Annotated in this window: 27 protein-coding genes; 9 read left to right on the top strand and 18 right to left on the bottom strand. The window is 60.8% G+C overall.

Going from position 1 to position 25,211, the window contains the following annotated elements; translation table 11 throughout:
- Window positions 1–144 precede the first annotated feature (144 nt).
- The 7 genes from CRO59_RS03210 to xerD all read right to left on the bottom strand — a co-directional run bounded on the left by CRO59_RS03210 (window position 145) and on the right by xerD (window position 7,450).
- Window positions 145–426 carry a DUF3509 domain-containing protein gene (locus tag CRO59_RS03210; protein WP_027610974.1) on the bottom strand — a complete coding sequence of 94 codons (282 nt, stop codon included), beginning with the start codon at window positions 424–426 and terminating at the stop codon, window positions 145–147.
- Between the two features lie 162 nt (window positions 427–588).
- On the bottom strand, window positions 589–996 hold the full coding sequence (locus CRO59_RS03205; RefSeq protein WP_027610973.1) for a response regulator transcription factor: 408 nt from the start codon (window positions 994–996) through the stop codon (window positions 589–591).
- A gap of 116 nt (window positions 997–1,112) precedes the next feature.
- Entirely contained in the window at window positions 1,113–2,477 is a 1,365-nt protein-coding gene (locus tag CRO59_RS03200) for a transporter substrate-binding domain-containing protein (RefSeq protein WP_096795209.1), read from the bottom strand.
- Window positions 2,478–2,596: 119 nt separating this feature from the next.
- Window positions 2,597–4,006 carry a threonine synthase gene (thrC, locus tag CRO59_RS03195; RefSeq protein ID WP_027610971.1) on the bottom strand — a complete coding sequence of 470 codons (1,410 nt, stop codon included), beginning with the start codon at window positions 4,004–4,006 and terminating at the stop codon, window positions 2,597–2,599.
- 66 nt (window positions 4,007–4,072) lie between these two features.
- Window positions 4,073–5,377 (bottom strand): homoserine dehydrogenase, encoded by a 1,305-nt coding sequence (locus tag CRO59_RS03190; protein WP_007908972.1) that lies wholly within the window; start codon window positions 5,375–5,377, stop codon window positions 4,073–4,075.
- A gap of 131 nt (window positions 5,378–5,508) precedes the next feature.
- Window positions 5,509–6,240 carry a bifunctional protein-disulfide isomerase/oxidoreductase DsbC gene (gene dsbC / locus CRO59_RS03185; protein WP_007967782.1) on the bottom strand — a complete coding sequence of 244 codons (732 nt, stop codon included), beginning with the start codon at window positions 6,238–6,240 and terminating at the stop codon, window positions 5,509–5,511.
- A 313-nt stretch (window positions 6,241–6,553) separates the two neighbouring features.
- The gene (xerD, locus tag CRO59_RS03180; RefSeq protein WP_007967784.1) at window positions 6,554–7,450 is read right to left on the bottom strand and encodes a site-specific tyrosine recombinase XerD; all 897 of its coding nucleotides are present in this window, start codon (window positions 7,448–7,450) and stop codon (window positions 6,554–6,556) included.
- 108 nt (window positions 7,451–7,558) lie between these two features.
- On the opposite strand from xerD, the gene CRO59_RS03175 reads away from it, so the two are divergent.
- Window positions 7,559–9,367 carry a sodium:proton antiporter gene (locus CRO59_RS03175; RefSeq protein WP_097086373.1) on the top strand — a complete coding sequence of 603 codons (1,809 nt, stop codon included), beginning with the start codon at window positions 7,559–7,561 and terminating at the stop codon, window positions 9,365–9,367.
- A gap of 32 nt (window positions 9,368–9,399) precedes the next feature.
- On the opposite strand, the gene CRO59_RS03170 is transcribed toward CRO59_RS03175, so the two are convergent.
- The 6 genes from CRO59_RS03170 to ffh form a co-directional block, all read right to left on the bottom strand.
- On the bottom strand, window positions 9,400–9,813 hold the full coding sequence (locus CRO59_RS03170; RefSeq protein ID WP_007908981.1) for an acyl-CoA thioesterase: 414 nt from the start codon (window positions 9,811–9,813) through the stop codon (window positions 9,400–9,402).
- Between the two features lie 91 nt (window positions 9,814–9,904).
- Window positions 9,905–10,255, bottom strand: a complete 351-nt coding sequence (rplS, locus tag CRO59_RS03165) for a 50S ribosomal protein L19 (protein ID WP_003175895.1) — start codon at window positions 10,253–10,255, stop codon at window positions 9,905–9,907.
- A gap of 45 nt (window positions 10,256–10,300) precedes the next feature.
- Window positions 10,301–11,053, bottom strand: coding sequence for a tRNA (guanosine(37)-N1)-methyltransferase TrmD (trmD, locus tag CRO59_RS03160; RefSeq protein WP_097086371.1), 753 nt, complete (start codon window positions 11,051–11,053; stop codon window positions 10,301–10,303).
- Between the two features lie 3 nt (window positions 11,054–11,056).
- Window positions 11,057–11,593, bottom strand: coding sequence for a ribosome maturation factor RimM (gene rimM, locus CRO59_RS03155; protein ID WP_003221979.1), 537 nt, complete (start codon window positions 11,591–11,593; stop codon window positions 11,057–11,059).
- Window positions 11,594–11,598: 5 nt separating this feature from the next.
- The gene (gene rpsP / locus CRO59_RS03150) at window positions 11,599–11,850 is read right to left on the bottom strand and encodes a 30S ribosomal protein S16 (RefSeq protein WP_003185073.1); all 252 of its coding nucleotides are present in this window, start codon (window positions 11,848–11,850) and stop codon (window positions 11,599–11,601) included.
- 261 nt (window positions 11,851–12,111) lie between these two features.
- Window positions 12,112–13,488, bottom strand: coding sequence for a signal recognition particle protein (gene ffh, locus CRO59_RS03145; RefSeq protein WP_007967791.1), 1,377 nt, complete (start codon window positions 13,486–13,488; stop codon window positions 12,112–12,114).
- A 195-nt stretch (window positions 13,489–13,683) separates the two neighbouring features.
- Here ffh and CRO59_RS03140 point away from each other — a divergent pair, with 195 nt between their 5' ends.
- The 3 genes from CRO59_RS03140 to CRO59_RS03130 all read left to right on the top strand — a co-directional run bounded on the left by CRO59_RS03140 (window position 13,684) and on the right by CRO59_RS03130 (window position 17,404).
- The gene (locus tag CRO59_RS03140; protein ID WP_027610969.1) at window positions 13,684–14,496 is read left to right on the top strand and encodes an inner membrane protein YpjD; all 813 of its coding nucleotides are present in this window, start codon (window positions 13,684–13,686) and stop codon (window positions 14,494–14,496) included.
- Between the two features lie 12 nt (window positions 14,497–14,508).
- Complete coding sequence (locus CRO59_RS03135) at window positions 14,509–15,741, top strand: transporter associated domain-containing protein (RefSeq protein WP_097086370.1); 1,233 nt, start codon at window positions 14,509–14,511, stop codon at window positions 15,739–15,741.
- A gap of 346 nt (window positions 15,742–16,087) precedes the next feature.
- Complete coding sequence (locus tag CRO59_RS03130) at window positions 16,088–17,404, top strand: MFS transporter (protein WP_047601383.1); 1,317 nt, start codon at window positions 16,088–16,090, stop codon at window positions 17,402–17,404.
- A gap of 93 nt (window positions 17,405–17,497) precedes the next feature.
- Here CRO59_RS03130 and purT read toward each other — a convergent pair whose 3' ends face one another.
- The 5 genes from purT to CRO59_RS03105 all read right to left on the bottom strand — a co-directional run bounded on the left by purT (window position 17,498) and on the right by CRO59_RS03105 (window position 20,795).
- Window positions 17,498–18,679: a formate-dependent phosphoribosylglycinamide formyltransferase gene (gene purT, locus CRO59_RS03125; RefSeq protein WP_097086368.1), complete on the bottom strand. Its 1,182-nt coding sequence runs from the start codon at window positions 18,677–18,679 to the stop codon at window positions 17,498–17,500.
- A 99-nt stretch (window positions 18,680–18,778) separates the two neighbouring features.
- Window positions 18,779–19,246, bottom strand: coding sequence for a VUT family protein (locus CRO59_RS03120; RefSeq protein WP_096795203.1), 468 nt, complete (start codon window positions 19,244–19,246; stop codon window positions 18,779–18,781).
- Window positions 19,247–19,411: 165 nt separating this feature from the next.
- On the bottom strand, window positions 19,412–19,627 hold the full coding sequence (locus tag CRO59_RS03115; protein ID WP_096795202.1) for a DUF1289 domain-containing protein: 216 nt from the start codon (window positions 19,625–19,627) through the stop codon (window positions 19,412–19,414).
- A complete protein-coding gene (locus tag CRO59_RS03110) occupies window positions 19,624–20,148 on the bottom strand; it encodes a gamma carbonic anhydrase family protein (RefSeq protein ID WP_025112181.1) in 525 nt (174 codons plus the stop codon). Before CRO59_RS03110 ends, CRO59_RS03115 begins: the two co-directional genes overlap by 4 nt.
- Before the next feature lie 47 nt (window positions 20,149–20,195).
- Complete coding sequence (locus CRO59_RS03105; protein ID WP_007967803.1) at window positions 20,196–20,795, bottom strand: CoA pyrophosphatase; 600 nt, start codon at window positions 20,793–20,795, stop codon at window positions 20,196–20,198.
- 146 nt (window positions 20,796–20,941) lie between these two features.
- Here CRO59_RS03105 and CRO59_RS03100 point away from each other — a divergent pair, with 146 nt between their 5' ends.
- The 5 genes from CRO59_RS03100 (at window position 20,942) to CRO59_RS03080 (ending at window position 25,206) form a co-directional block, all read left to right on the top strand.
- A complete protein-coding gene (locus CRO59_RS03100) occupies window positions 20,942–21,493 on the top strand; it encodes an NUDIX hydrolase (protein WP_027610966.1) in 552 nt (183 codons plus the stop codon).
- Window positions 21,494–21,542: 49 nt separating this feature from the next.
- Window positions 21,543–22,058, top strand: a complete 516-nt coding sequence (locus CRO59_RS03095) for a murein L,D-transpeptidase family protein (RefSeq protein ID WP_027610965.1) — start codon at window positions 21,543–21,545, stop codon at window positions 22,056–22,058.
- A 282-nt stretch (window positions 22,059–22,340) separates the two neighbouring features.
- The gene (locus CRO59_RS03090) at window positions 22,341–23,072 is read left to right on the top strand and encodes a GntR family transcriptional regulator (RefSeq protein ID WP_027610964.1); all 732 of its coding nucleotides are present in this window, start codon (window positions 22,341–22,343) and stop codon (window positions 23,070–23,072) included.
- 24 nt (window positions 23,073–23,096) lie between these two features.
- Window positions 23,097–24,203, top strand: a complete 1,107-nt coding sequence (gene nagA / locus CRO59_RS03085) for an N-acetylglucosamine-6-phosphate deacetylase (RefSeq protein WP_095138282.1) — start codon at window positions 23,097–23,099, stop codon at window positions 24,201–24,203.
- Complete coding sequence (locus tag CRO59_RS03080; RefSeq protein WP_097086366.1) at window positions 24,184–25,206, top strand: SIS domain-containing protein; 1,023 nt, start codon at window positions 24,184–24,186, stop codon at window positions 25,204–25,206. Before nagA ends, CRO59_RS03080 begins: the two co-directional genes overlap by 20 nt.
- Window positions 25,207–25,211: the final 5 nt, after the last annotated feature.

Here is a 25,211-nt window from a genome sequence, read left to right as displayed (position 1 = left end):
GGGGAGACAACTCGGGGTTAAACGCGGTCTGCTTAAAGACCCGTAGCAGCAAGCGACAAGCACCGGAGCACAATGCTTGATCCTGCTGTTATGGGGTCTGACTGACGGGGATGCAGGAAGGTTCCCACAAAAAATATTTCATCTTTACAGGGCCGCACGCTTATCCAGCGCCGCATTGCGCAAGGCCGCAATCACACAGGGCTCCAGCCGCCCTTCAGCGATCAGGACGTCACGGTGCAAACCGTCGACCACATCGGTCAGCAGGCGTTTGTCGCTCAACTGCGCCTGATTGAATTCGCGCTCCACCACGAGGGCGCCGTTGCTGTTCTTCAGCGTCACCAGGCATTCGCCATGGGCGCCACACGGAGTCAACGTCACCTGATACGGGCTCAGAGCCTCACCGAGCAATAGACTGATACTTTCCATCTCGATCTCCACTCAATAGTCCGAAAACATTGTGCCTGGGGCGTGTTCACAATAAATGACCACCGGCCCGAGAAGAAAGTTCTGAATACCGCGCTGCTCCCGGAGCAGTTAGCGGTCTGTCAGAGCATGCACGGTGAAGATGACAGAAACATAACCATCGGCTCAAGCCCCCGCCGGATGGGCTGCCGCTTGCAGGTAGCTGTCCAGCAGCCCGCGCATCAGCACCGCCGAGACCGGCGTTTGCAAACGCCCCAGGAGTTTCAGCTCCTGCTGGTGCAGCAGGCTTTCGAGATCACTCAGCAGGCCGGGTGCCACACGCCCCAGCAGGATAAGCGCCCGCGCTTCCCGCCCGGCCACCAGATGACGGATCAGCGCCAGGCCCTCTCCGCCGCGCAGTTGCGGATCGCAAATCGCTATGTCGACCCGGGTGCGGCGCTCCAGCGAGCACTTTGCGGACGCCAGCGACGGCGCTGTCAGCACGTCGTAGATACCGACCGCATTGAGCATCTGGTGCAACGCCATCATTCGATAAGGATCGGGTTCGAGAATCAGTACTTTGAGCGAGCGCATGGACGACCTCTGAAACGGCAATCGCGGACTCGTCCGCAGTTGCCGCCCACTTTAGGGCAGCCTCCTTCAGTCCCCCATCGGAAAAGGAAACGCGTGATATAGGAAATTTCCCTATATCAATGCGGATGTCCCGTCGTTGCCGCATCACGCCGGGTGATGTCCGTCCACCCGCCGAGCAGGCCTCGCAACTCCCCACTGGCACAGTAAAACGGCACCGTCCATTGATAGATGTCGCGATTACCCTGCTTGAATTGCAGGCGACGTCTGCTGAAGCGGGTTCGGCGGGTTCTCAGCTGAATCATGAACTCCTCATGCAGCATGCCGGCGGTGGCACGCGGCAGGGCATCGACGTCGATCAAGCGACACCCCTGCACCTGCTCAAAGCGGATCGACAACGCCTCTTCGTAGCTTTTGTTACAGAGGATCAGACGCCCTTCCAGGTCGCGAACGAACACCGGGTCAGGCATGGCGTCTATCAGCGCGCGCTGGAAGACCAATTGATCACCGAGTTGGCTTTGCACGTCTCGATGCTGTTTGATCAGCGCCGCCATTCGCCGATGCCATAACAGCGACAACCCACAAAAAGCCCCCACCACAAACACACCCCAGTAGCCCAAACGCGACCAGTGTTGCCAGCCCGCAGCAGCTGGTTTCGGCCCGATGCCGCCCAGCCAGTTCAGGCGAATGGCCCGCAGTTCGGAAGCCGGGAACGCTTCAAGCGCCTTGTTCAGGATGCTCAGCAATTGCGGCTGACCCTTGCGCACGGCCAGAAGATCCGCCTCCCATTTTCCCTCCAGCAATTCGCCAACCTTCAGCAAGCCTGAGGGATAGAGCTGCGCACCGATTTCGTTTTCGATGGTGGCATAGGCCTCACCGCTTTCGACCAGCGCCCGTGCCTCGGCATAGGTTTTCACCGAACGTAATTCGATGGACGGATAATCGCGTCGGATCACCCCCTCCAGCGCATGCCGACCCGGCAACACCAGCACCCGTTTGGCCAACTGCTCCAGCGATTGCACTCCAGGCTCGCCGGCGCGGCCGACAAATACCCAACCGGCACCGCCAAAGGCATGACTGAAATCCAGACTCAAACGGCGCTCATCATTCATCGCCAGAGTCGTGCTCATGTCTGCGGCACCGGTTTCCAGGCGCTCGAGCATCTGCGCGGTGGAAAACGACTCCCGGTAAACGAATTGCAACCCGGTCATGGCGCTGATGCGTTTGAGCACATCATTGTTCAAGCCGCTCCAATGACCATGCTCATCCAGAAACAGGTACAACGGGTACTGCTCCGCCGCCACGATCACCGTCGGGTTATCGCGAACCCATTGCCGCTCTGCTTCATTCAGCACAACGGTGCCGATGTTCAACTGCTCTTCATCATGCGCGAGATGCGCCGCAACGCCCACGCGCCAGCCAACCAACAGGCACAGCAGAAAAACCCGCTTCAGGGCGTGTTTCCATCCTCTTTCAAACAGCATTGCCACTTCCTTCGTGATCGACTCACCCGTCCTTCATGGGCGAAAACCCGAGCAGTGTGGCAGCAGAAACAAAAAAGCCCGTCAGGAGACGGGCTTCAAAATGTGACAGCTTTTTCGGCTTACAGCGGCTTGCCGCGGTTGCCGTGCTGGCTGACAAAGGCCTGTACGGCTTTCAGCTCGTTTGGCAGAACGGTGCAGCGCTCGTTTCGCTCAAACAAATCAGAAAGATGTGCAGGCAGTTCGAGAGCTTTTCCTACACCCGCTTTCTCCACGGCATCCGGGAATTTCACCGGATGTGCGGTACCCAGGATCACCATCGGGATGTCCAGGCTGCGGCGGCATTCGCGCGCGGCCTTGACGCCGATGGCGGTGTGCGGATCCAGCACTTCGCCGCACTGCGCGTAGACTTCAGCGATGGTTTCGCAGGTTTGCGCATCGTCCACGGCCAGCGAGTCGAACAGCTTGCGGGCTTCGGTCCAGCGCTCTTGCTCGACGCTGAAACCACCGCCCTGCTTGAACGAATCCATCAGCCCGGCAATCGCCGCGCCGTTGCGACCGTGCAGGTCGAACAGCAGGCGTTCGAAGTTCGACGAAACCATGATGTCCATCGACGGCGACAGCGTGGCGTGCAAGGTTTCCTTGACGTACTGGTTGCCGCTCATGAAGCGGTGCAGGATGTCGTTGCGGTTGGTGGCGACGATCAACTGGTTGATTGGCAGGCCCATGTTGCGCGCCAGGTAACCGGCGAAGATGTCGCCGAAGTTGCCGGTCGGTACCGAGAACGCCACCGAACGCGCCGGGCCGCCCAGTTGCAGGGCTGCGTGGAAGTAGTAGACGATCTGGGCCATGATCCGCGCCCAGTTGATCGAATTCACCGCCACCAGACGCGTGCCCTTGAGGAAGCTCTGGTCGGCGAAGCTGTTCTTGACCATTTCCTGGCAGTCATCGAAGTTGCCTTCGATGGCGATGTTGTGGATGTTCTCGCCGACAATGGTGGTCATCTGCCGACGCTGCACTTCGGACACACGGTTGTGCGGGTGCAGGATGAAGATGTCGACGTTTTCGCAGTGCTTGCAGCCTTCGATGGCGGCCGAACCGGTGTCACCCGAGGTGGCACCGACGATGACCACGCGCTCGCCGCGCTTTTCCAGCACGTAATCGAGCAGACGACCGAGCAGTTGCAGGGCGAAGTCCTTGAACGCCAGGGTCGGGCCGTGGAACAGCTCGAGCACCCATTCGTTGCCGTTGAGCTGACGCAGCGGCGCAACAGCGCTGTGCGAGAACACACCGTAGGTTTCTTCGAGGATCTTTTTGAAATCGGCGTCCGGGATGCTGCCGGTCACGAACGGGCGCATGACCCGGAAAGCCAGCTCGTGATACGGCAGGCCGGCCCAGGAAGCGATTTCTTCCTGGGTGAAACGTGGCAGGTTTTCCGGGACGTACAGACCGCCGTCGGTGGCCAGACCGGCCAGCAGGACGTCTTCGAAATTCAGGGCCGGTGCCTGGCCGCGGGTACTGATGTAACGCATGACTGACTCCAATGGAGAGTGTGCACAACAGTGGCCCCTTTCACGGGGCCATTGCAGGACAACGACTTAGTTCAGGTGCTCGACGCGGATCCGCACAACCGGACCATTCACGCCGGCCAGGGCTTCGAGGGCGGCGATTGCATCGTTGATACGCTGCTCGACCACGCGGTGGGTCAGCAAGATCATCGGCACCAGACCGTCGTGTTCCTCGACTTCCTTCTGCATGATCGACTCGATGTTGATGCCGCGCTCCGAGAGGATGCTCGCCACCTGAGCCAGTACGCCCGGATGGTCCTTGGCCTGGATGCGCAGGTAGTAGGCACTTTCGCAGGCTTCGATCGGCAGGATCGGATGCGCCGACAGCGAGTCCGGCTGGAAGGCCAGGTGCGGCACGCGGTTTTCCGGATCGGACGTCATGGCGCGAACCACGTCCACCAGGTCGGCGATCACCGACGAAGCGGTCGGCTCCATGCCGGCACCGGCGCCGTAGAACAGGGTCGAACCGGCAGCGTCACCGTTGACCATCACGGCGTTCATCACGCCGTTGACGTTGGCGATCAGGCGATCGGCCGGGATCAGCGTCGGGTGTACGCGCAGCTCGATACCGGCAGCGGTGCTGCGCGCCACACCGAGGTGCTTGATGCGGTAGCCCAGCGCTTCGGCGTAATTCACGTCGGCGGTGGTCAGCTTGGTGATGCCTTCGGTGTAGGCCTTGTCGAATTGCAGCGGAATGCCGAACGCGATGGAAGCCAGAATCGTCAGTTTGTGCGCGGCGTCGATGCCTTCGACGTCGAAGGTCGGATCGGCTTCGGCGTAGCCCAGCGCTTGCGCTTCGGCCAGCACGTCTTCGAAGGTGCGACCCTTCTCGCGCATTTCGGTGAGGATGAAGTTACCGGTGCCGTTGATGATCCCGGCGACCCAGTTGATGCGGTTGGCGGACAGGCCTTCACGGATCGCCTTGATCACCGGAATGCCACCGGCCACAGCCGCTTCGAACGCCACGATCACGCCTTTCTCGCGTGCCTTGGCGAAAATTTCATTACCGTGAACGGCAATCAGTGCCTTGTTCGCGGTGACCACATGCTTGCCATTCTCGATGGCCTTGAGTACCAGCTCGCGGGCAACGGTGTAGCCGCCCATCAGCTCTATGACGATGTCGATCTCAGGGTTCGTGGCCACTTCGAAGACATCGTTGGTAATCGCAATACCGGTCGTCTGGAACTGAGGCTTTGGCGTGCGCATGGCAATTTGTGCCACTTCGATCCCACGCCCGGCACGACGAGCAATTTCCTCGGCGTTGCGCTGAAGTACGTTGAAGGTACCGCCACCGACGGTCCCTAACCCACAGATGCCTACTTTGACCGGATTCACTGTGAACTCCCCATGAAACGGCCGACGCAAGGTCGGCCGGAAAACAACCGCGTGTTCGCGGCTCTCTATTAATGGCCCGGCGATGTTGCTGCCGGACCATGATCGTCAAAGGCTGACCGTGACGATGCGAATTACTTGGCGCCCAGCGCCAGTTTGGCGACTTGTGGCGCCGGCTGGTAGCCCGGAATGACTTGTCCGTCAGCCAAAACGATGGCCGGTGTGCCGTTCACGCCGATCGACTGACCCAAAGCGAACTGTTTGGAAACCGGGTTCGCGCACTTGGCGGCCTTGATTTCCTTGCCATCGACCATTTTGTCCATGGCGGCTTTCTTGTCGGTCGAGCACCACACGGCTTGCAGTTGCTCGTCACCCGGCGAGCCGAGGCCCTGACGCGGGAACGCGACGTAACGCACTTCGATGCCGCGCTTGTTCAGCTCAGGCACTTCAGCGTGCAGCTTGTGGCAGTACGGGCAGGTGGTGTCGGTGAACACGGTGATGTGCGATTTGGTTTCGCCCACCGCCGGATACACCACGGTTTCGGCCACTGGAATGGCATTGATCAGTTTGGAGATGCCCAGGCGTTCGGTCTTCTCGGTCAGGTTGACCGGTTTGCCGTCCTTGAGCTGGAACAGGTAGCCCTGAACGATGTACTGGCCGTCGGCGCTGGCGTACAGCACGCGGCTGCCCTTGAGCTTGACTTCATACATGCCCGGCAACGGGCTGGCGCTGATGCTTTCTACCGGAACCTCGAGTTCGAGTTTTTCCAGGCTTTGACGAATGGCTTTGTCGGCCGCGTCATCGGCGACGGCAAAGGTGCTGACCAACGCAATGGCTGCGGCGGCGAAAATCTGGGTCAGACGCATGAGAACTCCTGAAGGCGGACAAATGAAACGGTCAGAACGCCCGTGCCGGAACACCGGGTCATAACCGTCCATCGTGCAAACCGGCAAAGCCTACCACATAAGGCTCGCATGGCCGAATGCGCCTGACACAAGACACTCAAGGCTGACTGGCACACATTATTGTGGTGAGGGGATTTATCCCCGATGCAGGCGCTGCGGTCGTAAATGGATACTTTGGTGTTTTTATTAAACCCAAAGTTTTTGGGGCTGCTGTGCAGCCCATCGGGGATGAATCCCCTCACCACAGGTAATGACTCCAACATTGAAGGTTGCATCAGCCTCTTGGGTGGTGTTTGGCATGGAGGTCCTGCAAGCGCGCACGCGCCACATGGGTGTAGATCTGCGTGGTCGACAAATCACTGTGCCCCAGCAGCATCTGCACCACCCGCAGATCGGCGCCGTGGTTGAGCAGGTGCGTGGCAAACGCATGGCGCAAGGTGTGCGGCGACAGCGATTTGCCGATCCCGGCGACTTTGGCCCAATGCTTGATCCGGTGCCAGAAAGTCTGGCGGGTCATCTGCTCGCCGCGCTGGCTGGGAAACAGCACATCGCTGGGGCGCCCGCCGAGCAGCTCGCTGCGGCCATCGCGCATGTAGCGTTCGACCCAGACAATCGCCTCCTCGCCCATCGGCACCAGCCGCTCCTTGCTGCCCTTGCCCATCACCCGCAACACGCCCTGACGCAGGTTGACCTGCTCCAGCGTCAGACTGACCAGTTCGGTCACCCGCAGACCACAGGCATACAACACCTCAAGCATGGCGCGGTCACGCTGGCCGATGGCTTCGCTCAGATCCGGCGCCTTGAGCAGCGCCTCGACGTCGGCTTCCGACAGCGACTTGGGCAAAGGCCGACCGAGTTGCGGCATGTCGACGCGCAAGGTCGGATCGACCGTAATCAGCTTTTCCCGCAGCAGATAGCGATAAAAGCCACGCACACCGGAAAGAAATCTGGCGGTGGAACGCGGTTTGTAGTTCTGCTCCAGACGCCAGGACAGGTGATCGAGGATCAACTCGCGACCGGCATTGATCAGCTCGAGGTTTTTCTCCTGCAGCCAGCCATTGAACAGCGCCAGATCGCTGCGGTAAGCGCCGCGGGTGTTGTCGGACAGGCCTTTTTCCAGCCACAGGGCGTCGAGGAATTGGTCAATCAGCGGATGGTCGATGGCAGGCATGGGCGCTCAAGACACACAACCTCCGAGGCTGTGCGCAAATGTAGAGTGAACTGTAGGAATGGCCGCTAGTCTTTCATAGCCCGCTAATTCAAGGAACAGGGAGCATCAATGAACGAGCAGCAAATTCTCTTGGCATTTGGCGGGATCGGCGCCGCGGCGCTGGGTTGCCAGTGGCTGGCATGGCGCCTGAAGCTGCCGGCAATTCTGTTTCTGTTGCTGACCGGGATTCTCGCCGGGCCGGTGCTGGGCTGGCTCAACCCGCAGGAAATGTTCGGCCCGCTGCTGATGCCGCTGGTGTCGCTGGCGGTAGCGTTGATCCTGTTTGAGGGCAGTCTGACCCTGCACCTGTCGGAATGGCGCGAGATCGGCAGCGTCGTGCATCGGCTGGTGACAATCGGCGCGCTCACGACCTGGGTGGTGATTGCCGTCGCGACCCACTTCCTGCTTGGCTTCGACTGGCTGCTGGCGATCCTGTTCGGCAGCCTGACGCTGGTGACCGGCCCGACGGTGATCGTGCCGATGCTGCGGGTGGTGCGGCCGAAAGCCTCGATCGCCAACATCCTGCGCTGGGAAGGCATCGTCATCGACCCGATCGGCGCCCTGCTCGCGGTGGTGGTCTACAGCTTCATCATTGCCCGCTCCGAAGGAAACGGCCTCGAACAGAGTCTACTGACCTTCGGCGGCGTGATTGTCTGCGGCAGCGTATTCGGGGTGGTCGGCGGCTGGGTGCTAGGCACCGTCATCCGTCGCCAGTGGCTGCCGGAATACCTGCACAACCTCGCCTCGCTGGCGGCGGTGCTGGGAATTTTCATTGCGTCCAATCAGGTGATGCACGAGTCCGGCTTGCTCGCGGTAACGCTGATGGGCATGTGGCTGGCAAACATGAAGGGCGTGGATGTGCGGCACATCCTGCACTTCAAGGAAAACCTCAGTGTGCTGCTGATTTCCGGGTTGTTTATCCTGCTGGCGGCGCGGCTGGATCTGCATGCCCTGATCGGCCTCGGGCCGTTGGTGCTGATTCTGCTGCTGGTGATTCAACTGATCGCACGCCCGTTGAACGTGCTGTTGAGCACCGCAGGTTCCAGCCTGAGCTGGCGTGAACGCGCCTTGCTGTGCTGGATCGCCCCGCGCGGGATCGTGGCGGCGGCGGTGTCGGCGATTTTCGCGATTCGCCTGGATCAGGCCGGACACGAAGGTGCGCTGCTGCTGGTGCCGCTGACTTTCGCGGTGATCATCGGCACCGTGGTGCTGCAAAGTGCAACCGCTCGACCACTCGCACGCTTGCTGAACGTCGCTGAACCGGCGCCGAGCGGTTTCCTGATCGTCGGCGCCAACGGCCCGGCGCGTCTGCTGGGCAAATCGTTGCAGCAACTGGGCAGCCGCGTGCTGTTGACCGATTCGAGCTGGGAGAATATTCGTGCGGCGCGCATGGAGGGTTTGCCGACGTACTTTGGCAACCCGGCTTCGCAGCATGCCGATGCGCATCTGGATCTGGTGGGGCTGGGCCACTTGCTGGCGCTGTCGCCTTCGGGCGAGCTGAACACCCTGGCGGCGATGCGCTTTCGCCATGACTTCGGTCATCAGCGTTTGTTCGGCCTGGCCAGTGGTCAGGAAAGTCGTCGCAGTGACAAGCATCGGGCAAGCCTGGAACATCGCGGCAATCAGCTGGGGAGCGAGGCGCTGACCTACGCCAAGCTGGCCAGCCTGATCAGCAACGGCGCCGAGGTCTACAGCACGACGCTGACGGACGGTTTCGGTTGGGAGGATTACCAGGCATTGCATGGCAATCGGGCGACGCTGCTGTTCATGCGCGATGACAGTGGCTGGGTGCATGTGGTGACGCCGGAGACCGTTTTGAAACCGGGATCCGGGTGGACGTTGTTGGCGTTGATTCAGCCTGAGAGCAGCGGTGCCTGAGCTGCTCGCGAATGGCGCGACTCGGTTCCAGATCAGGCTGCAAACCCAGGCAGCACCGGCACCGGCCGCTTGTCATCATCAATAGCGACAAAGCTGAACTGCCCATGAATCGCCTTCTCGCGGCCATCGCAACTCATGCTCTCGACAAACACTTCCACCTCGACCTTGAGGCTGGTATTGCCGACCTTGATCACTTTACCGACCAGTTCGACGATGGAGCCGGCCGGGATCGCGTGGTTGAAGTCGATGCGGTCGGTTGAAACAGTCACCAGCGGCAGGCGGCAGAAGCGGGTGGCGGTGATGAACGACACTTCGTCCATCCATGCCAGCGCGGTGCCGCCGAACAGGGTGTTGTGGTGGTTGGTGGTCGGCGGGAAGACGGCTTTGGTCACGCGGGTTACCGAGAGTTCGGTACGGCGCTGGATTTCCTGGTCGCGGGTGGTCATGGTTCTGGCCTGAAACAAAAATGCTGTGGATAAATTACAGGCAACAAAAAAGCAGCCCGTAGGCTGCTTTTTTCTGCATCGGAAGCTGGACTTAAGCCAGTTTTTCCTTGATGCGAGCTGCTTTACCCGACAGGTCGCGCAGGTAGTACAGCTTGGCTTTACGTACGTCACCGCGACGTTTAACAGCCATGCTGTCGATCTGCGGGGAGTAGGTCTGGAAAGTACGTTCTACGCCAACACCGTTGGAGATTTTACGAACGGTGAACGCACTGTTCACGCCGCGGTTACGCTTGGCGATGACAACGCCTTCGAACGCTTGCAGACGGGAACGATCGCCTTCCTTCACTTTCACCTGAACGACAATGGTGTCGCCTGGGGCAAAGGTAGGGATTTCTTTGGTCATCTGCTCTGCTTCGAGTGCAAGGATGATTTTGTTGGTCATGCTGTGCTCCTAAGGTAAATCAACTGATCTACCATCGATACGTTGTTAACTATCGTCCCGCTCGCGGATGTATTCCTCGAGCAGCTTCTTCTCTTCTCCAGAAAGCGAGCGGCTTTCCAGAAGATCGGCGCGTCGTTCATAGGTCCTACCAAGGGACTGCTGTAAACGCCAACGCCGGATATGCGCGTGATTGCCACTTAGCAACACGTCGGGAACACGCTGATCCGCATACACCTCAGGTCGGGTGTAGTGCGGGCAATCCAGCAGACCATCCGTAAAGGAATCTTCCTCAGCGGAATCCGCATGCCCTAAAGCTCCAGGCAGCAGTCGTGTAACCGCATCGATCATGACCATGGCCGGCAGCTCGCCGCCAGACAGTACATAGTCACCAATCGACCACTCTTCATCGACATGAGCCTCAATAAAGCGCTCGTCAATGCCTTCATAGCGGCCGGCAATCAGGATCAATGCATCCGATTTTGCCAACTCGCGTACCGCCGACTGAGTCAGTTGACGGCCTTGGGGGGACAGGTAAATCACCTTCGCCGCCTCCCCGGCTGCTACCTTGGCCTGAACCAGAGCATCTTCCAGGGGCTTGATCTTCATCACCATGCCCGGACCACCGCCAAACGGGCGATCGTCCACAGTGTGATGCCGATCCGTCGTGTAGTTCCGCGGATTCCAACAGGTCAGCTGCAACAGCCCCTGTTTGACCGCACGACTGGTAATGCCGTACTCACTGATGGCCGAGAACATCTCGGGGAACAGCGTAATGACGTCTACGCGCAGGCTGGCCATTGCTTAGAAGTCCGCGTCCCATTCCACCCGCATCACGCCTGCATCCAGGTCGATTGCCAGCACGCATTGCTCTGTGTAGGGCAACAACCGCTCGCGATCATCCAGGCTGCCCGCGCAGGGCTTGACCACCAATACATCGTTCGCGCCGGTCTCCAACAGGTGATCAACCTTGCCGAACAATTGCTCGTCCTGGTTGATGACGCTCAGACCCTGCAACTGGTACCAGTAGTACTCGTCGCCTGTCAGGTTGGGCAAAAGGCTTCGCGAGATGCAAATCTCGTAACCGCTCAGAAGACGGGCTTCATCGCGATCGTCGAGGCCTTTGAGCTTGGCAACCAGATCCTTTTGAGTGGATCGGCCGCTGACCAGCTCGACCTGTTTCACCACGCCTTCGCGCCGAAGCGTCCAGTTGCGGTAGTCCAACAGGTTTTCAATCGGATCGGTAAAGGAAAAGACCTTCACCTCGCCGCGAACGCCGTGAACCGAAAAAATCTTGCCGACAACGATCAGGTCATCAGCTTTTTCTGGCGTCGCGCTCATACTGCTCAGGCTGCAGCCTTGGCAGATTCCTTCAGCAACTGAGCAACACGCTCAGATGGCTGTGCACCAACGCTCAGCCAGTAGGCTACGCGCTCTTGGTTCACGGACAGACGGATTTCCTGACCACGGGCAACAGGGTTGAAGAAGCCAACCTGTTCTTTGTGGGAGCCGTCACGCGGGTTACGCGAGTCGGTTACGGTCAGGTGGTAAAACGGGCGCTTTTTGGAGCCGCCAAGGGCAAGACGGATTGTTAGCATGTGAACATCGTTCCTGTAGTCGGTGCTGCAAATCTAAATGCACAGCGGGCATGGGTGCCCGAAAGGCCGCATATTCTAAGGAATATCCGGACTTTTGCAAATGACTTTTTCCGGCGCCTATGGCATGCCGTGCGGATTTGCATATAGAGCCGTCGATGAAAACGGCCAGTCAGCTCCCGCCGAGTGCGGGTTTGCTGTTGATCCTGCGTCCTTGCAGGGTCTGCGCCGGTGCGACGACCGGCGAAGTCTTGGTGCCCTGAATCACATTTTCGGCATGCCGCCGCCGGGCAACATACCGCCCATGCCGCGCATCATTTTCGCCATTCCGCCTTTGGCGGTGAATTTTTTCATCATCTTCTGCATCTGCTTGTGCTGCTTGATCAAGCGACCGATGTCCTGCACCTGAGTGCCGGAACCCATGGCGATCCGGCGCTTGCGCGAACCGCTGATCAGCTCAGGGTCGCGGCGCTCGGCCGGGGTCATGGAGTTGATGATGGCTTCCATCTGCTTGAACTGCTTCTCTGCCGCGTTCTGGGCATTGCCCATTTGCGACAGGTTAACGCCGCCGATGCTCGGCAGCTTGTCCATGAGGCCGCCGAGGCCGCCCATGTTCTTCATCTGTTGCAGTTGATCGCGGAAGTCTTCGAGGTCGAAGCCCTTGCCCTTTTTCAGCTTCTTGGCCAGTTTGTCGGCCTTGTCCTTGTCGAGGGTCGCTTCAGCCTGTTCGATCAGGCTGAGCACGTCGCCCATGCCGAGGATCCGCGAAGCGATACGCTCGGGGTGGAACGGATCGAGCGCTTCGCTCTTCTCGCCCATACCGATGAACTTGATCGGCTTGCCAGTGATTGCGCGGACCGACAGTGCGGCACCGCCACGGGCATCGCCGTCGACCTTGGTGAGGATCACCCCGGTCAGCGGCAGCGCATCACCGAAGGCCTTGGCCGTGTTGGCGGCGTCCTGACCGGTCATGGCGTCGACCACGAACAGGGTTTCCACCGGGTTGATCGCGGCGTGCAGCGCCTTGATCTCGCCCATCATCTCTTCGTCGATGTGCAGACGACCGGCGGTGTCGACGATGACCACGTCGATGAATTTCAGTTTTGCTTCTTTAATAGCCGCGTTGGCGATGTCGACCGGCTTCTGGCTCAGATCGGACGGGAAGAACGTCACGCCGATGTCGTTGGCCAGGGTTTCCAGCTGTTTGATCGCAGCCGGACGGTAGATGTCCGCCGACACGACCATCACCGACTTCTTCTTGCGTTCTTTAAGGAAGCGCGCGAGTTTGCCGGCGGTGGTGGTTTTACCGGCACCCTGCAGACCGGCCATCAGAATGACGGCGGGCGGCACGGCGCTCAGGTTCAAGTCTTCGTTGGCCGCGCCCATCAGGCTTTCGAGTTCGGCCTGGACGATCTTCACGAAGGCCTGGCCCGGCGTCAGGCTGCGCGACACCTCGGTGCCGACAGCGCGCTCCTTGACCGAATTGACGAAGTCCTTGACCACCGGCAGGGCGACGTCGGCTTCGAGCAACGCCATGCGCACTTCGCGCAGGGTGTCTTTGATATTGTCTTCAGTCAGCTTGGCCTTGCCGGTGACATGGCGCAGCGTCTGCGAGAGACGGTCGGTTAAGTTTTCAAACATTGCGCGATCCTTTCAGGCCCTGTGTAGACCGGGATAATGGCGGCCCAGACCGGATTCAACATGTGCTCGGCGAGCCTGCGGCGTGGGCAGGTCGCGGATTATAGCGAAGACTGCGTCGGGCGGACACCTCGCACTTTCGTGGTGTGGCGGTTCTATGCCAAACTCAGCGCCTTTCGGGCCTGCCTAACAGGATTTATGCTCCCCTTGTCACCCAGTTTGCTGACTACCATCGCCGCCGCGCTTCTTTATGCCGCTGCGACCCTTTATCAGGGCACCCGCCTGGCCTCCGGCGCCAAGGCGAACAAGCGCCTGCTGGTTACGCTCGGCATCCTCGCCGTGCTGGCCCACAGCGCCAGCCTGCTCACTCACCTGCTGACGCCGATCGGCCTGGGCCTGGACTTCTTCAGCGCCGCCAGCCTGATCGCCGCGGCCGTCATCGCCCTGACACTGCTGGCCTGCTCGCGGATCCCGGTGGAAAACCTGCTGGTGCTGCTGTTCCCGCTCGGCGCGGCGACAGTGCTGCTGGCGCAGTTCGCCCCGGCCGGCACGGTACAGATCATCGACGAAGAACCGGGCATCCTCGCCCACATCCTGCTGTCGATCCTCGCCTACGGCATGTTCACCATCGCGGTGTTCCAGGCCTTGCTGCTGCTGGTGCAGGATCACCAGCTCAAGCACAAGCACCCGTCGGGCCTGATCAAGAACTTCCCGCCGCTGCAAACCATGGAAAGCCTGTTGTTCGGTTTCCTCTGGGCCGGCTGGACGCTGCTGTCGCTGTCGCTGATCTCCGGCTGGCTGTTCGTCGAGAACCTGTTCGCCCAGCATCTGGTACACAAGACCTTGCTGGCGTGCCTGGCCTGGATCGTGTTCAGCGTGCTGCTGTGGGGCCGTAATCGCCTTGGCTGGCGCGGCCACAAGGCAATTCGCTGGACCCTCGCCGGTTTCTGCCTGCTGATGTTGGCGTATTTCGGCAGCAAACTGGTTCGTGAATACATCCTGCACATCTGACGGGCGGCATAAATGGACGGTTTGCCCATAGGGCCGATGCTCGCGGTATTTGTCCTGCTGATTTTATGGTCGGGGCTGTTTACCGCCGTCGAAATCGCGCAGCAGCACTTGCTCGCGCAACGCACCGCCTCGCGCGCCAGCGATAAGCCGCTGGCGAAGCTGAGCTTCCCGCTCGACAGCCTGATCCTGTGCAACACCCTGTGCCGCGCCCTCGCGGTAATCATTGCCACGCTGCTGGCGATCTTCCTTTGCGAGGAGAACGGCCCGTGGGCCGCCTGCCTCGGTGCCGGTGCCGTGTTGCTGGTGTTTGCCGACTACTTTCCGCGCACCGTGGCCCAGCGCTACCCGGATGCGGTGCTGTCGTTCGGTAATACCCTGCTGGCGGTTCCGCTGAAGATTCTTTACCCGCTGGCGTGGCTGCTGAGCCGCATCAGCGGTTTGCTGCTGCGTCCCTTCGCGCGCAAACCCCAGGTGGTGCAGCAAAGTGAAGACGAAGAACCTGCCGACCCTGATAACGATCCGGAACACCCGTCTCGCACCCACCCGGTCTCAGGCATCCATGCGCTGGACAACATCACGGTCAACGACATTCTGGTGCCGCGCAGCGATGTCGACGGCATCAACCTCGACGACTCGATCGAAGCGATCGTCGAACAACTGCGCCACAACAAACGCACGCGCCTGCCGGTGTTCCACAGCGACATCAACCAGGTCGAAGCGGTGCTCAACACCCGGCAGATCCGCCATCTGCTCCACGATGGCCAACTGAGCCGCGAAGCGCTGCTGGCCGCCAGCTACGAACCGTACTTCGTCCCGGAAAGCACGCCGCTGCAACTGCAACTGCTGAACTTCCACAAGCAGCAGCGCCGCCTGGGCATGGTGGTGGATGAGTACGGCGAGGTGCTGGGCATCGTCACCCTGGAAGACATTCTCGAAGAAATCGTCGGCGAATTCGAAAGCGAGCACAGCCTCGACAACCCGCACATCCATCCGCAGGCCGACGGGCGCATGGTGATCGACGGCACAGCGTCGATCCGCGAACTGAACAAATGCCTGGGCTGGCATTTGCCGAGCGACGGACCGAAAACCCTCAACGGCTTGGTGACCGAGGCGCTGGAGACCATTCCGGACAGCGCGGTGTGCTTGAAGATCGGGCGTTATCGACTGGAGATTCTCGAGACCGAGGACAACCGGGTGAGCAAGGTGCTGATCTGGCATACAAGCTTGGTGCCCGCCAAGATCTAAGCGCTGTTGTGGCGAGGGAGCTTGCTCCCGCTGGGTTGCGTAGCGACCCCACCCTCTTGGCGGCCGCTGCGCGCCCGAGCGGGAGCAAGCTCCCTCGCCACAGTAAGCCCGACAGCTGCGATCTTTGCTCTTGTTCATTCGTTAGCCCCCTTCCTATAATCGAGCCGCTTACCCAAGCGCCGCCGAGCCCTGTGCTTACCCCGCACGCCAACGGTTTCGGTAATTTTCCGCACCACCCCGACGACTGTTCCTACTCGAAACAGCGCTCGCGTCTCATCCCACATCCCTGGGTGTTCAACCATAATAATTCGCTCCAACGGAGCTCATGACTGTCAGGGATCACCGCATGACGACCAGTACCGCTTACAGCGCCACCGCGCCTGCCCAGCCGACCAACTCCGCCACCCGCGTGGCGACGGCGAGCTTCATCGGCACCGCCATCGAGTTCTACGACTTCTACGTTTACGCCACCGCCGCTGCACTGGTGATCGGGCCGGTATTCTTTCCGCAGACGTCCGGCACCGCGCAGATGCTCTCGGCGTTTCTCACCTTCGGCATCGCCTTCCTCGCACGGCCGCTGGGTTCGGCGCTGTTCGGCCATTTCGGTGACCGCATCGGGCGCAAATCGACACTGGTCGCCTCGCTGTTGCTGATGGGCGTGTGCACCACGCTGATCGGCGTGCTGCCGGGTTACGACAGCATTGGCGCCTGGGCACCGATTCTGTTGTGTGTGCTGCGTTTCGGTCAGGGTTTGGGATTGGGTGGCGAATGGGGTGGCGCCGCGTTGCTGGCCACGGAGAATGCGCCCAAGGGCAAACGGGCGTGGTTCGGCATGTTCCCGCAGCTTGGCCCGTCAATCGGCTTTCTTGCAGCCAATGGCCTGTTCCTGACCCTGGCCATGACCCTCGATGACGAGCAGTTCCGCAGCTGGGGCTGGCGGATTCCGTTTCTGCTCAGCGCGGCACTGGTGATGGTCGGCCTGTATGTGCGCTTGAAACTCCACGAAACCCCGGTGTTCGCCAACGCCATTGCCCGTCAGGAGCGAGTGAAAGTGCCGCTGGTCGAGCTATTCAGCCAGTACTGGGCGCCCACTCTGCTCGGCGCGGCGGCGATGGTGGTGTGCTATGCGTTGTTTTACATCTCGACGGTATTTTCCCTGAGCTACGGCGTGTCCACCCTCGGCTACAGCCGTGAGACGTTTCTTGGACTGCTGTGTTTTGCCGTGCTGTTCATGGCCGCGGCAACACCGTTGTCCGCCTGGGCCAGCGACCGTTACGGGCGCAAACCGGTGCTGATCGTCGGTGGTGTGCTGGCGATTCTGTCCGGATTCCTGATGGAGCCATTGCTGACGCAAGGTTCGACCTGGGGCGTGGCGCTGTTCCTGTGCATCGAGCTGTTCCTGATGGGCGTGACGTTTGCCCCGATGGGCGCGCTGCTGCCGGAACTGTTTCCGACCCACGTGCGCTATACCGGCGCATCGGCCGCTTACAACCTCGGCGGGATCGTCGGCGCCTCGGCGGCTCCGTTCTTCGCACAGAAACTGGTGGCAATGGGTGGTTTGAGTTATGTCGGCGGGTATGTGTCGGCGGCAGCGGTGCTCAGCCTGATTGCTGTGCTGTGCCTTAAGGAAACGAGGAATAACGATCTGAATCAGGTTGCCTGACAGGAGATCAAAAGCTTCGCGAGCAAGCCCGCTCCCACATTGGAATGCATTTCCCTGTGGGAGCGAGCTTGCTCGTGAATGCCGCGCCTGGGTTTACAGCTCTACAACAACAGCCTGAGCAGCCCGGGTCGCCTTGGCACGCGCCGCCTCAATCGACTCATCCCGCGCCAACGCCACGCCCATCCGGCGCTGACCATTGACTTCAGGCTTGCCGAACAGACGTAACGCCGTATCCGGCTCGCTCAGCGCTGCGCCCAGGTTGGCGAACGCGGTCTGGGTCGACTGCCCTTCCACCAGAATCACTGCCGAAGCGGATGGGCCGAACTGACGGATCAGCGGCACCGGCAGACCGAGAATGGCGCGGGCGTGCAGGGCGAACTGCGACAGATCCTGAGAAATCAGGGTCACCAGACCGGTGTCATGCGGACGCGGCGAAACTTCGCTGAACCACACCTGATCGCCCTTGATGAACAGTTCGACGCCGAACAGACCGCGACCACCCAAAGCCTCGGTCACAGCCTTGGCCACGCGCTCGGACTCAGCCAGAGCAATCGGGCTCATGGCTTGCGGCTGCCAGGATTCCTGATAGTCGCCCTTCTCCTGACGGTGACCGACCGGTGCGCAGAACGTGGTGCCGCCGATGTGGCGCACGGTCAGCAGGGTGATTTCGTAGTCGAAATCGATGAAGCCTTCGATGATCACCCGACCTTTGCCGGCGCGACCGCCCTCTTGCGCGTAATCCCAGGCCCTCTGCACATCATCGGCGCTGCGCAGCAGGCTCTGGCCTTTACCCGACGAGCTCATGACTGGCTTGACCACGCACGGGAAGCCCAGGTCCTGAACGGCTTTGCTGTAGTCCTCGAAGGTGTCGGCAAAGTGGTACGGCGAGGTTGGCAGGTCCAGCTCTTCAGCGGCCAGGCGGCGGATGCCTTCGCGGTTCATGGTCAATTGCGCGGCGCGGGCGGTCGGAATCACGGTGAAGCCTTCGGCTTCCAGCTCGACCAGCGTGGCGGTGGCGATGGCTTCGATTTCCGGCACGATGAAGTGCGGCTTCTCGGCTTCGATGACTGCACGCAGCGCGGCGCCGTCGAGCATGTTGATCACGTGGCTGCGGTGCGCCACCTGCATCGCCGGCGCGTTGGCGTAACGGTCGACGGCAATCACTTCAACGCCCAGGCGTTGCAGCTCGATCACCACTTCCTTGCCCAACTCACCACAGCCACACAGCAATACGCGGGTCGCGGTCGGCGACAATGGAGTTCCGATACGGGTCATCTCAGGTCCTCAAAGAAGCGGATCATCGAGGAAAGCAACGCCAGACGCGCTTTCCATGGGGAGAAAGCGCGGCATTTTACATGAACCGCAGGGTTTGGCTCAGCTGGCGACAGCCTGTTTGCGCTCGCGCCAGGCCATGATCAGCCAGACGGCAGTGACGCCAGCGAACTTCGAGACCAGTGCAGTGATGATCACCGGTGGCGTCATCTGGTCGATCATGCCGAAAAAGATGAAGGTATCGAGCGGAATGCTCAGCGCCGAGCTGATCCACAGGCGGTCGCGCAACGGCCGTTTGGTGACGCTGAACACCAGCCAGTCGATGATTTCCGACACCGCGAACGCCGTGGCGCTGGCCAGGGCGATGGACGGATCGGAAGTGACGTAGGACAACACCAGCGCCGCCAGCATCGCCACGAGCGCACCGTGACCGAAACGGGTTTGCACCATGTCGCGCAACACGAATACCAACCCGCCCCAGGCCGACCAGATGATGTCCAGGTGTGGCGCGGTGGAGAAAGCGAAGTTGATCAGCACGACGCTGCTGATGTAGGCGATGAGGAAAATCATGGCGGCGACCTGGGAAATTGGCGCACAGGTTACTTCAGGCTTGGAGTCGGGCCAATAAGAAGTGGCGACTGTTCTGGCCTCTTCGCGAGCAAGCCCGCTCCCACAGTTGATCGAATGTGAACACAAATCCAATGTGGGAGCGGGCTTGCTCGCGAAGGCGGTTTGTCAGACGCCAGATTTCCCGGGGATCATCCACACCAACCCACTCGCCTTCGCCCGCTCATGACACAACCCCAGCACCACCCGCCGCTCGTCATTGGTCATCCGCCCCCAGCGGGTGATCTCAGCGACCGTACGCTGGCAACCGGTACAAATATCGTCGTCATCCAGTGCGCAGATATTCACACACGGCGAGGCAACCGGTCTTTCGGGAGTACTCATTCTTCCTGCTCGACCAGATCACGCGCATAGCGCTGCGAGTTATGCACATAGTGCGCGGCGCTGGCTTCGAGCATCTTCTTCTGCGGCTCGGTCAGCTCACGCACGACCTTGCCCGGCGAGCCCATCACCAGCGAGCCATCGGGGATCTCCTTGCCTTCGCCGATCAGCGAATTGGCGCCGATGATGCAGTTCTTGCCGATTTTCGCCCCGTTGAGGATCACCGCGTTGATGCCGATCAGGCTGTAGTCGCCGACGGTGCAGCCATGCAGCATGGCGTTGTGACCGATGGTCACGCCGGTGCCGATGGTCAGCGGATAGCCCATGTCGGTGTGCATCACCGTGCCGTCCTGGACGTTGCTGTTCTTGCCGATCAGGATCAGTTCGTTGTCGCCGCGCAATACGGCGTTGAACCAGACGTTGGCGCCCTCTTCCAGTCTGACCTTGCCCACCAGCACGGCATTGGGCGCGACCCAGCTCTGTGGATGGGTGTCGACGCGGGCGTCGCCCAGGCGGTATTTCATCTTGTTTTCCTCAGGGCTCACGATGACGGGCCATTCGAGCGATGGCTTCAGGTGTTGATATAGCTTTTGGGCGGATGATGCAGGCTGATCTGTTCGTCATAGAGCAGATTGATCAGTTCGACGATCATGATAGCGGTCAAACCCCAGATCTTGAATTCGCCGTAGCGATAACTCGGCACATACCAACTACGGCCCTGGTAATCGATACGGTGCGTGTGTTCGCGCGGATCTTTGCGGAAAAACTCCAGCGGCACGTTGAACACCGCTGCGATCTCGGCATCGTTGGCCTGGTATTCGACGAAGTCCGGGATCACCCCGACATACGGCGTGACCTTGATGCCGTGCAGGGAGATCAGCGGGCTGAGCGGGCCGATCACCTCGACCAGCCCCGGTGGCAGGCCGATTTCTTCCTCGGCTTCGCGCAGAGCGGTGAAGATCAGATCGGGGTCTTCCGGGTCGCGGCGACCGCCGGGAAAGGCCACCTCGCCGCCATGGGTCGAGAGGCCGCTGGCGCGCAGGGTCAGCACCAGCTCGGGTTCGTCACTGCGGGTGATCGGCACCAGAACAGCGGCCTCGGGGAAACGTTTATCGGTCTCCAGCGTGCGCGGTGTGTGGTTGCTTACCCTATGCAGTAGCTCGTCCAGCATGAGTGTTCTCGATCTGTGCCTTACCCTGCATCATGCACCAATCATTGCAGCCGCCCAAGCCCCTGACCGGGCCATGTCGCGAAACGACAACTTGCCGACCGGCACCGCTGCACGCCAAGATAGGCGCAGCATTCAGGAACCCCAGCATGAAATTTTGCAGCCAGTGCGGCAACCCGGTGACCCAGCGCATTCCCGAAGGCGACTCGCGGCTGCGATTTGTCTGTGACAGCTGTCAGACCATTCACTATCAAAACCCCAATATCGTCGCTGGTTGCGTCGCGACCTGGGGCAGTAAAGTGCTGCTCTGCCGCCGCGCCATCGAGCCACGCCTCGGTTACTGGACGCTGCCCGCCGGTTTCATGGAAAACGGCGAAACCATCGAGCAAGCCGCGATCCGCGAAACCGCCGAGGAAGCCTGCGCCCGAGTGCGTAATCTGAGCATCTACACGCTGATCGACGTGCCACACATCAGTCAGGTGCATGTGTTCTTCCGCGCCGAGCTGGCGGATCTGGACTTTGCCGCCGGGCCCGAAAGCCTCGAAGTACAACTATTCGACGAAGCCGACATCCCGTGGGACGAGCTGGCTTTCCGCACCGTGGGGCGTACCTTAGAATGCTTCTTCGCTGATCGCCGCGCCGAAAGCTACCCGGTTCGCTCCGAATCGATTCCGCCGTTGACGCAGCCTGCCATCACCTAAAAGCTTCTATAAATAAAATATCTGCGTCACTCCCTGGGGAATCGTTTCAATGCGCTGGTTGCTTGCCCTGTTTTGCCTGTCGTTCGTCACCGTGTCCCAAGCGTCATTCGTGACCACCGTGACGCCGTCGAATACCCCGATGATCGAAAAAATCCTGGTGCTCAAATCGGCTCATCAACTGCAATTGATCGCCGACGGCAAGCCGATCAAGACCTATCGCATTTCCCTGGGCAAGGGCGCGAAAAAAGGACCGAAACTGATTGAAGGCGACAAACGCACGCCCGAAGGTTTCTACTGGATCGACTGGCGCAAGGTCAGTGAAAAATTCAACCTGGCGATGCACATCTCCTACCCGAACATCAGCGACTCGGCCCGTGCCCGCCGCGAAGGCGTCGAGCCTGGCGGGATGATCATGATCCACGGCACCCCGGATTCGGAAGAAACCCCGGAAGACCTGTTTCACACCCTGGACTGGACCGACGGCTGCATCGCCATGCGCAACATGGACATGCGCGAAGTCTGGGGTCTGGTGCCGGACGGCACGATGATCGAGATCCGTCCTTAACCAGCGACCACTGGTCACCTGAAAAAAATAAATCAAAAGATCGCAGCCTGCGACAGCTCCTACAGGGTTGATACCACTTCCCACTGTAGGAGCTGTCGCAGGCTGCGATCTTTTGCTTTCTAAAGCCCACCCCTAATACCACTTCAAGCCACAACCCTCGAAACCCGCCATTTCATTGGGCTACACGCCAATTCCCCGCGTTGACATGGTATTCAAGTGGTATTAATTTCCGCCCCACAAGCGAGCCACAACAATCCTATACTCGCGTCGGAAATGACCTACATGAACGACCTCCAGGCCCTACGCCCAGATGACTCCCAGCCGACGCCGCTGTACCTGCAGCTGGCGCGCAATCTGGAATCGGCGATCCATTCCGGGCAGTGGAAGGCCGAGCAGGCGATGCCCTCCGAACGCAACCTCAGCGAGCAACTGGGTATCTCCCGGGTCACCGCACGCAAAGCGCTGGAAGTGCTGCTCGATCAAGGTCTGATCCGCCGCCTGCAAGGTTCCGGCACCTTCATCACACCCCGTCTGGAACAACCGCTGTCACGCCTCTCGGGCTTCAGCGAAATGCTTCGCCTCAAGGGCTTTGTCCCCAGCTCGCAGTGGCTGGAACGCGAAATCACCCTGCCGACTCACGAAGAACTGATCCGCCTGAGCCTGTCGCCGAACGACAAGGTCGCGCGCATGAAACGCCTGCGCAAGGCCGACGACACGGTGATGGCCATCGAGATGAGCACCCTGCCCGCCTCGATCATGCCCAAGCCGCACCTGGTCGGCGATTCGCTCTACGAATACCTCGACGGCATCGGCAAACCGATCGTCCGCGCCCTGCAGCACATCCAGGCGATCAACGCCTCGGACGAGTTCGCCGCGCTGGTCGGCATCGCCCCCGGCACCGCCATGCTGCTGATGACCCGGGTCGGCTACCTCGAAGACAACACACCGATCGAAGTCACCGACACCTATTGCCGCAACGACTACTACGACTTTGTTGCAGAGCTGCGTCGTTAAGAGCGGCCATAAGCGAGAACCAATATGTCCGAAGACAACATCCTCACCGCCAGCGGCTGGGTTCGCGGCCGGCTGATCCACGAACACGGCAAAGTCGTGTCGATCGAAGGCGTGCCCTGCGATCCGGCCGACAATGACCTGCCGTATCTGCTGCCGGGTTTCATCGACCTGCACGTGCATGGCGGTGGCGGCAAAGACATCATGGAAGGCGCCAGCGCCTTCGAGACCATCACCAAAACCCACGTGCGCTTCGGCACCACTTCGCTGCTGGCCACCACCATGACCGCGCCGAGTGCCGAGATCTCCAGCGTGCTGAAAGAGGTCGGCGAGTTCTGCGAACAGCGTCCGCAAGGTGCCGCCCGCGTCCTTGGTGTGCATCTGGAAGGCCCGTACATCAACCCCGGAAAACTCGGCGCGCAACCGAATTTCGCCCACACCGCGTTGATGGCCGAGGTCGAGGAATACCTGGCGCTGGCGCCGATCCGGGTGATCACCATCGCCCCGGAAATCGCTGGTCACGACGGATTGATTCGTGAACTGAGCAGCCGCGGCATCCGCATGCAAATCGGCCACACCCTCGGCAGCTATGAGGAAGGCGTCGCCGCCCTGGATGCCGGCGCCACCAGTTTCACCCATTTGTACAACGCCATGAGTCCGCTGCATCACCGCGAACCGGGGATCGTCGGCGCCGCGCTGGCCCACGCCAAATTCGCCGAACTGATCCCGGACTTGCTGCACGTGCATCCCGGTGCGATCCGCGTGGCCCTGCGTTCGATCCCGTGCCTGTACTGCGTCACCGATTCGACCGCCGCCGCCGGCATGCCCGACGGTGAATACAAGCTCGGCAGCCACACCGTGACCAAATGCCTGGGCGGCGTGCGCCTGCCCGACGGCACGCTGGCCGGCAGCACGCTGACCATGGATCAGGCCCTGCGCAACCTGGTGAAGATCGGTCTGCCGATCGCCGAGGCTTCGCAGCGTCTATCGCAATTTCCCGCCGACTACCTCGGCATCACTGAACGCGGGCGCCTGCAACCGGGGGCCTGGGCCGACTGCGTGCGGCTGGATCGCTCGCTCACACTGACCGCCGTCATGGTCGAAGGAGAAGACATTGACTTCAAAAATGCTTGAAGAGGCGCTGTCCTCGTTCGAGGCCGTGCAAGCCCAATTGCAACAACTCGACCCGCAGATGATCGAGATCGCCGGGCGCCTGCGCCGTCAGCCACCACAAGTGGCGATGACCGTCGCGCGCGGCAGCTCCGACCACGCGGCGAGCTACTTCGCCTACCTGACCATGCAGCAACTGGGGGTGCCGGTGGCGTCGTTGCCGATGTCGGTGGTGACCATGCAGCAGGCGCCGCTGAAGGTCAGCGGTCAGGTGGCGTTCGCGTTCTCGCAATCGGGGCAGAGCCCGGACCTGGTCAACAGCCTGCGTCTGTTGCGCAAGCGTGGCGCCCTCAGTGTGTCGATGGTCAACGCTGCCGATTCGCCGTTGGAAGCCGCATGTGAATTCAGCCTGCCGTTGCTCGCCGGTATCGAAAGCAGCGTCGCCGCAACCAAGAGTTTTATCGCGACCCTCAGCGCCAGCGCCCGGTTGATCGCGCACTGGAAAGAAGACCACGAACTGCTGGAAGCGCACAACGCTCTGCCCGAAGGCCTGCGCGAAGCGGCGCAGCAGGACTGGAGCGCGGCCATCGATGCCTTGCGAGATTGCGAACGGCTGATGGTCATCGGCCGTGGCGCCGGTTTTGCCATTGCCCAAGAGGCCGCGCTGAAATTCAAGGAAACCTCGGCCATTCAGGCCGAAGCGTTCAGCAGTGCCGAAGTCCGTCACGGCCCGATGGCGCTGATCGACGAGCATTACCCGTTGCTGGTGTTCGCCCCGCGCGGTGCCGAACAGGCCGGTCTGATCAGCCTTGCGGCAGAGATGCGTCAACGCGGCGCTCGCGTGCTGCTGGCCGCGCCGGACGACATCCTCGAACGCGACCTGACCCTGAGCCGCGCCGAACACCCAGCCCTCGACCCGATTCTGGCGATCCAGAGCTTCTACGTGATGGCCGCAGGTCTCGCCGTGGCCCGTGGCATGGACCCGGATCAGCCGCGCCACCTGAGCAAAGTGACCCGTACGCACTAAGCCCG

Origin of the sequence: Pseudomonas sp. LAMO17WK12:I5 (assembly GCF_900215165.1) — a bacterium.
Lineage (GTDB): Bacteria > Pseudomonadota > Gammaproteobacteria > Pseudomonadales > Pseudomonadaceae > Aquipseudomonas > Aquipseudomonas putida_A.
This window is presented reverse-complemented; position numbering and strand designations above follow the sequence as displayed.

Bases quoted from the DNA above. Each gene is read 5' to 3' on its own strand.
- CRO59_RS03135 (WP_097086370.1), top strand. From the start codon at position 14,509: ATGGACGGTTTGCCCATAGGGCCGATGCTCGCGGTATTTGTCCTGCTG.
- CRO59_RS03175 (WP_097086373.1), top strand. From the start codon at position 7,559: ATGAACGAGCAGCAAATTCTCTTGGCATTTGGCGGGATCGGCGCCGCG.
- nagA (WP_095138282.1), top strand. From the start codon at position 23,097: ATGTCCGAAGACAACATCCTCACCGCCAGCGGCTGGGTTCGCGGCCGG.
- CRO59_RS03120 (WP_096795203.1), bottom strand. From the start codon at position 19,246: ATGATTTTCCTCATCGCCTACATCAGCAGCGTCGTGCTGATCAACTTC.
- CRO59_RS03130 (WP_047601383.1), top strand. From the start codon at position 16,088: ATGACGACCAGTACCGCTTACAGCGCCACCGCGCCTGCCCAGCCGACC.
- CRO59_RS03110 (WP_025112181.1), bottom strand. From the start codon at position 20,148: ATGAAATACCGCCTGGGCGACGCCCGCGTCGACACCCATCCACAGAGC.
- CRO59_RS03100 (WP_027610966.1), top strand. From the start codon at position 20,942: ATGAAATTTTGCAGCCAGTGCGGCAACCCGGTGACCCAGCGCATTCCC.
- CRO59_RS03210 (WP_027610974.1), bottom strand. From the start codon at position 426: ATGGAAAGTATCAGTCTATTGCTCGGTGAGGCTCTGAGCCCGTATCAG.
- rplS (WP_003175895.1), bottom strand. From the start codon at position 10,255: ATGACCAACAAAATCATCCTTGCACTCGAAGCAGAGCAGATGACCAAA.
- CRO59_RS03090 (WP_027610964.1), top strand. From the start codon at position 22,341: ATGAACGACCTCCAGGCCCTACGCCCAGATGACTCCCAGCCGACGCCG.
- CRO59_RS03205 (WP_027610973.1), bottom strand. From the start codon at position 996: ATGCGCTCGCTCAAAGTACTGATTCTCGAACCCGATCCTTATCGAATG.
- CRO59_RS03105 (WP_007967803.1), bottom strand. From the start codon at position 20,795: ATGCTGGACGAGCTACTGCATAGGGTAAGCAACCACACACCGCGCACG.
- trmD (WP_097086371.1), bottom strand. From the start codon at position 11,053: ATGGCCAGCCTGCGCGTAGACGTCATTACGCTGTTCCCCGAGATGTTC.
- CRO59_RS03095 (WP_027610965.1), top strand. From the start codon at position 21,543: ATGCGCTGGTTGCTTGCCCTGTTTTGCCTGTCGTTCGTCACCGTGTCC.
- rimM (WP_003221979.1), bottom strand. From the start codon at position 11,593: ATGAGCGCGACGCCAGAAAAAGCTGATGACCTGATCGTTGTCGGCAAG.
- CRO59_RS03140 (WP_027610969.1), top strand. From the start codon at position 13,684: ATGCTCCCCTTGTCACCCAGTTTGCTGACTACCATCGCCGCCGCGCTT.
- rpsP (WP_003185073.1), bottom strand. From the start codon at position 11,850: ATGCTAACAATCCGTCTTGCCCTTGGCGGCTCCAAAAAGCGCCCGTTT.
- thrC (WP_027610971.1), bottom strand. From the start codon at position 4,006: ATGCGTTACATCAGTACCCGCGGCCAGGCACCGGCCCTGAATTTCGAA.
- ffh (WP_007967791.1), bottom strand. From the start codon at position 13,488: ATGTTTGAAAACTTAACCGACCGTCTCTCGCAGACGCTGCGCCATGTC.
- CRO59_RS03200 (WP_096795209.1), bottom strand. From the start codon at position 2,477: ATGCTGTTTGAAAGAGGATGGAAACACGCCCTGAAGCGGGTTTTTCTG.
- purT (WP_097086368.1), bottom strand. From the start codon at position 18,679: ATGACCCGTATCGGAACTCCATTGTCGCCGACCGCGACCCGCGTATTG.
- CRO59_RS03115 (WP_096795202.1), bottom strand. From the start codon at position 19,627: ATGAGTACTCCCGAAAGACCGGTTGCCTCGCCGTGTGTGAATATCTGC.
- CRO59_RS03170 (WP_007908981.1), bottom strand. From the start codon at position 9,813: ATGACCACCCGCGACCAGGAAATCCAGCGCCGTACCGAACTCTCGGTA.
- xerD (WP_007967784.1), bottom strand. From the start codon at position 7,450: ATGCCTGCCATCGACCATCCGCTGATTGACCAATTCCTCGACGCCCTG.
- dsbC (WP_007967782.1), bottom strand. From the start codon at position 6,240: ATGCGTCTGACCCAGATTTTCGCCGCCGCAGCCATTGCGTTGGTCAGC.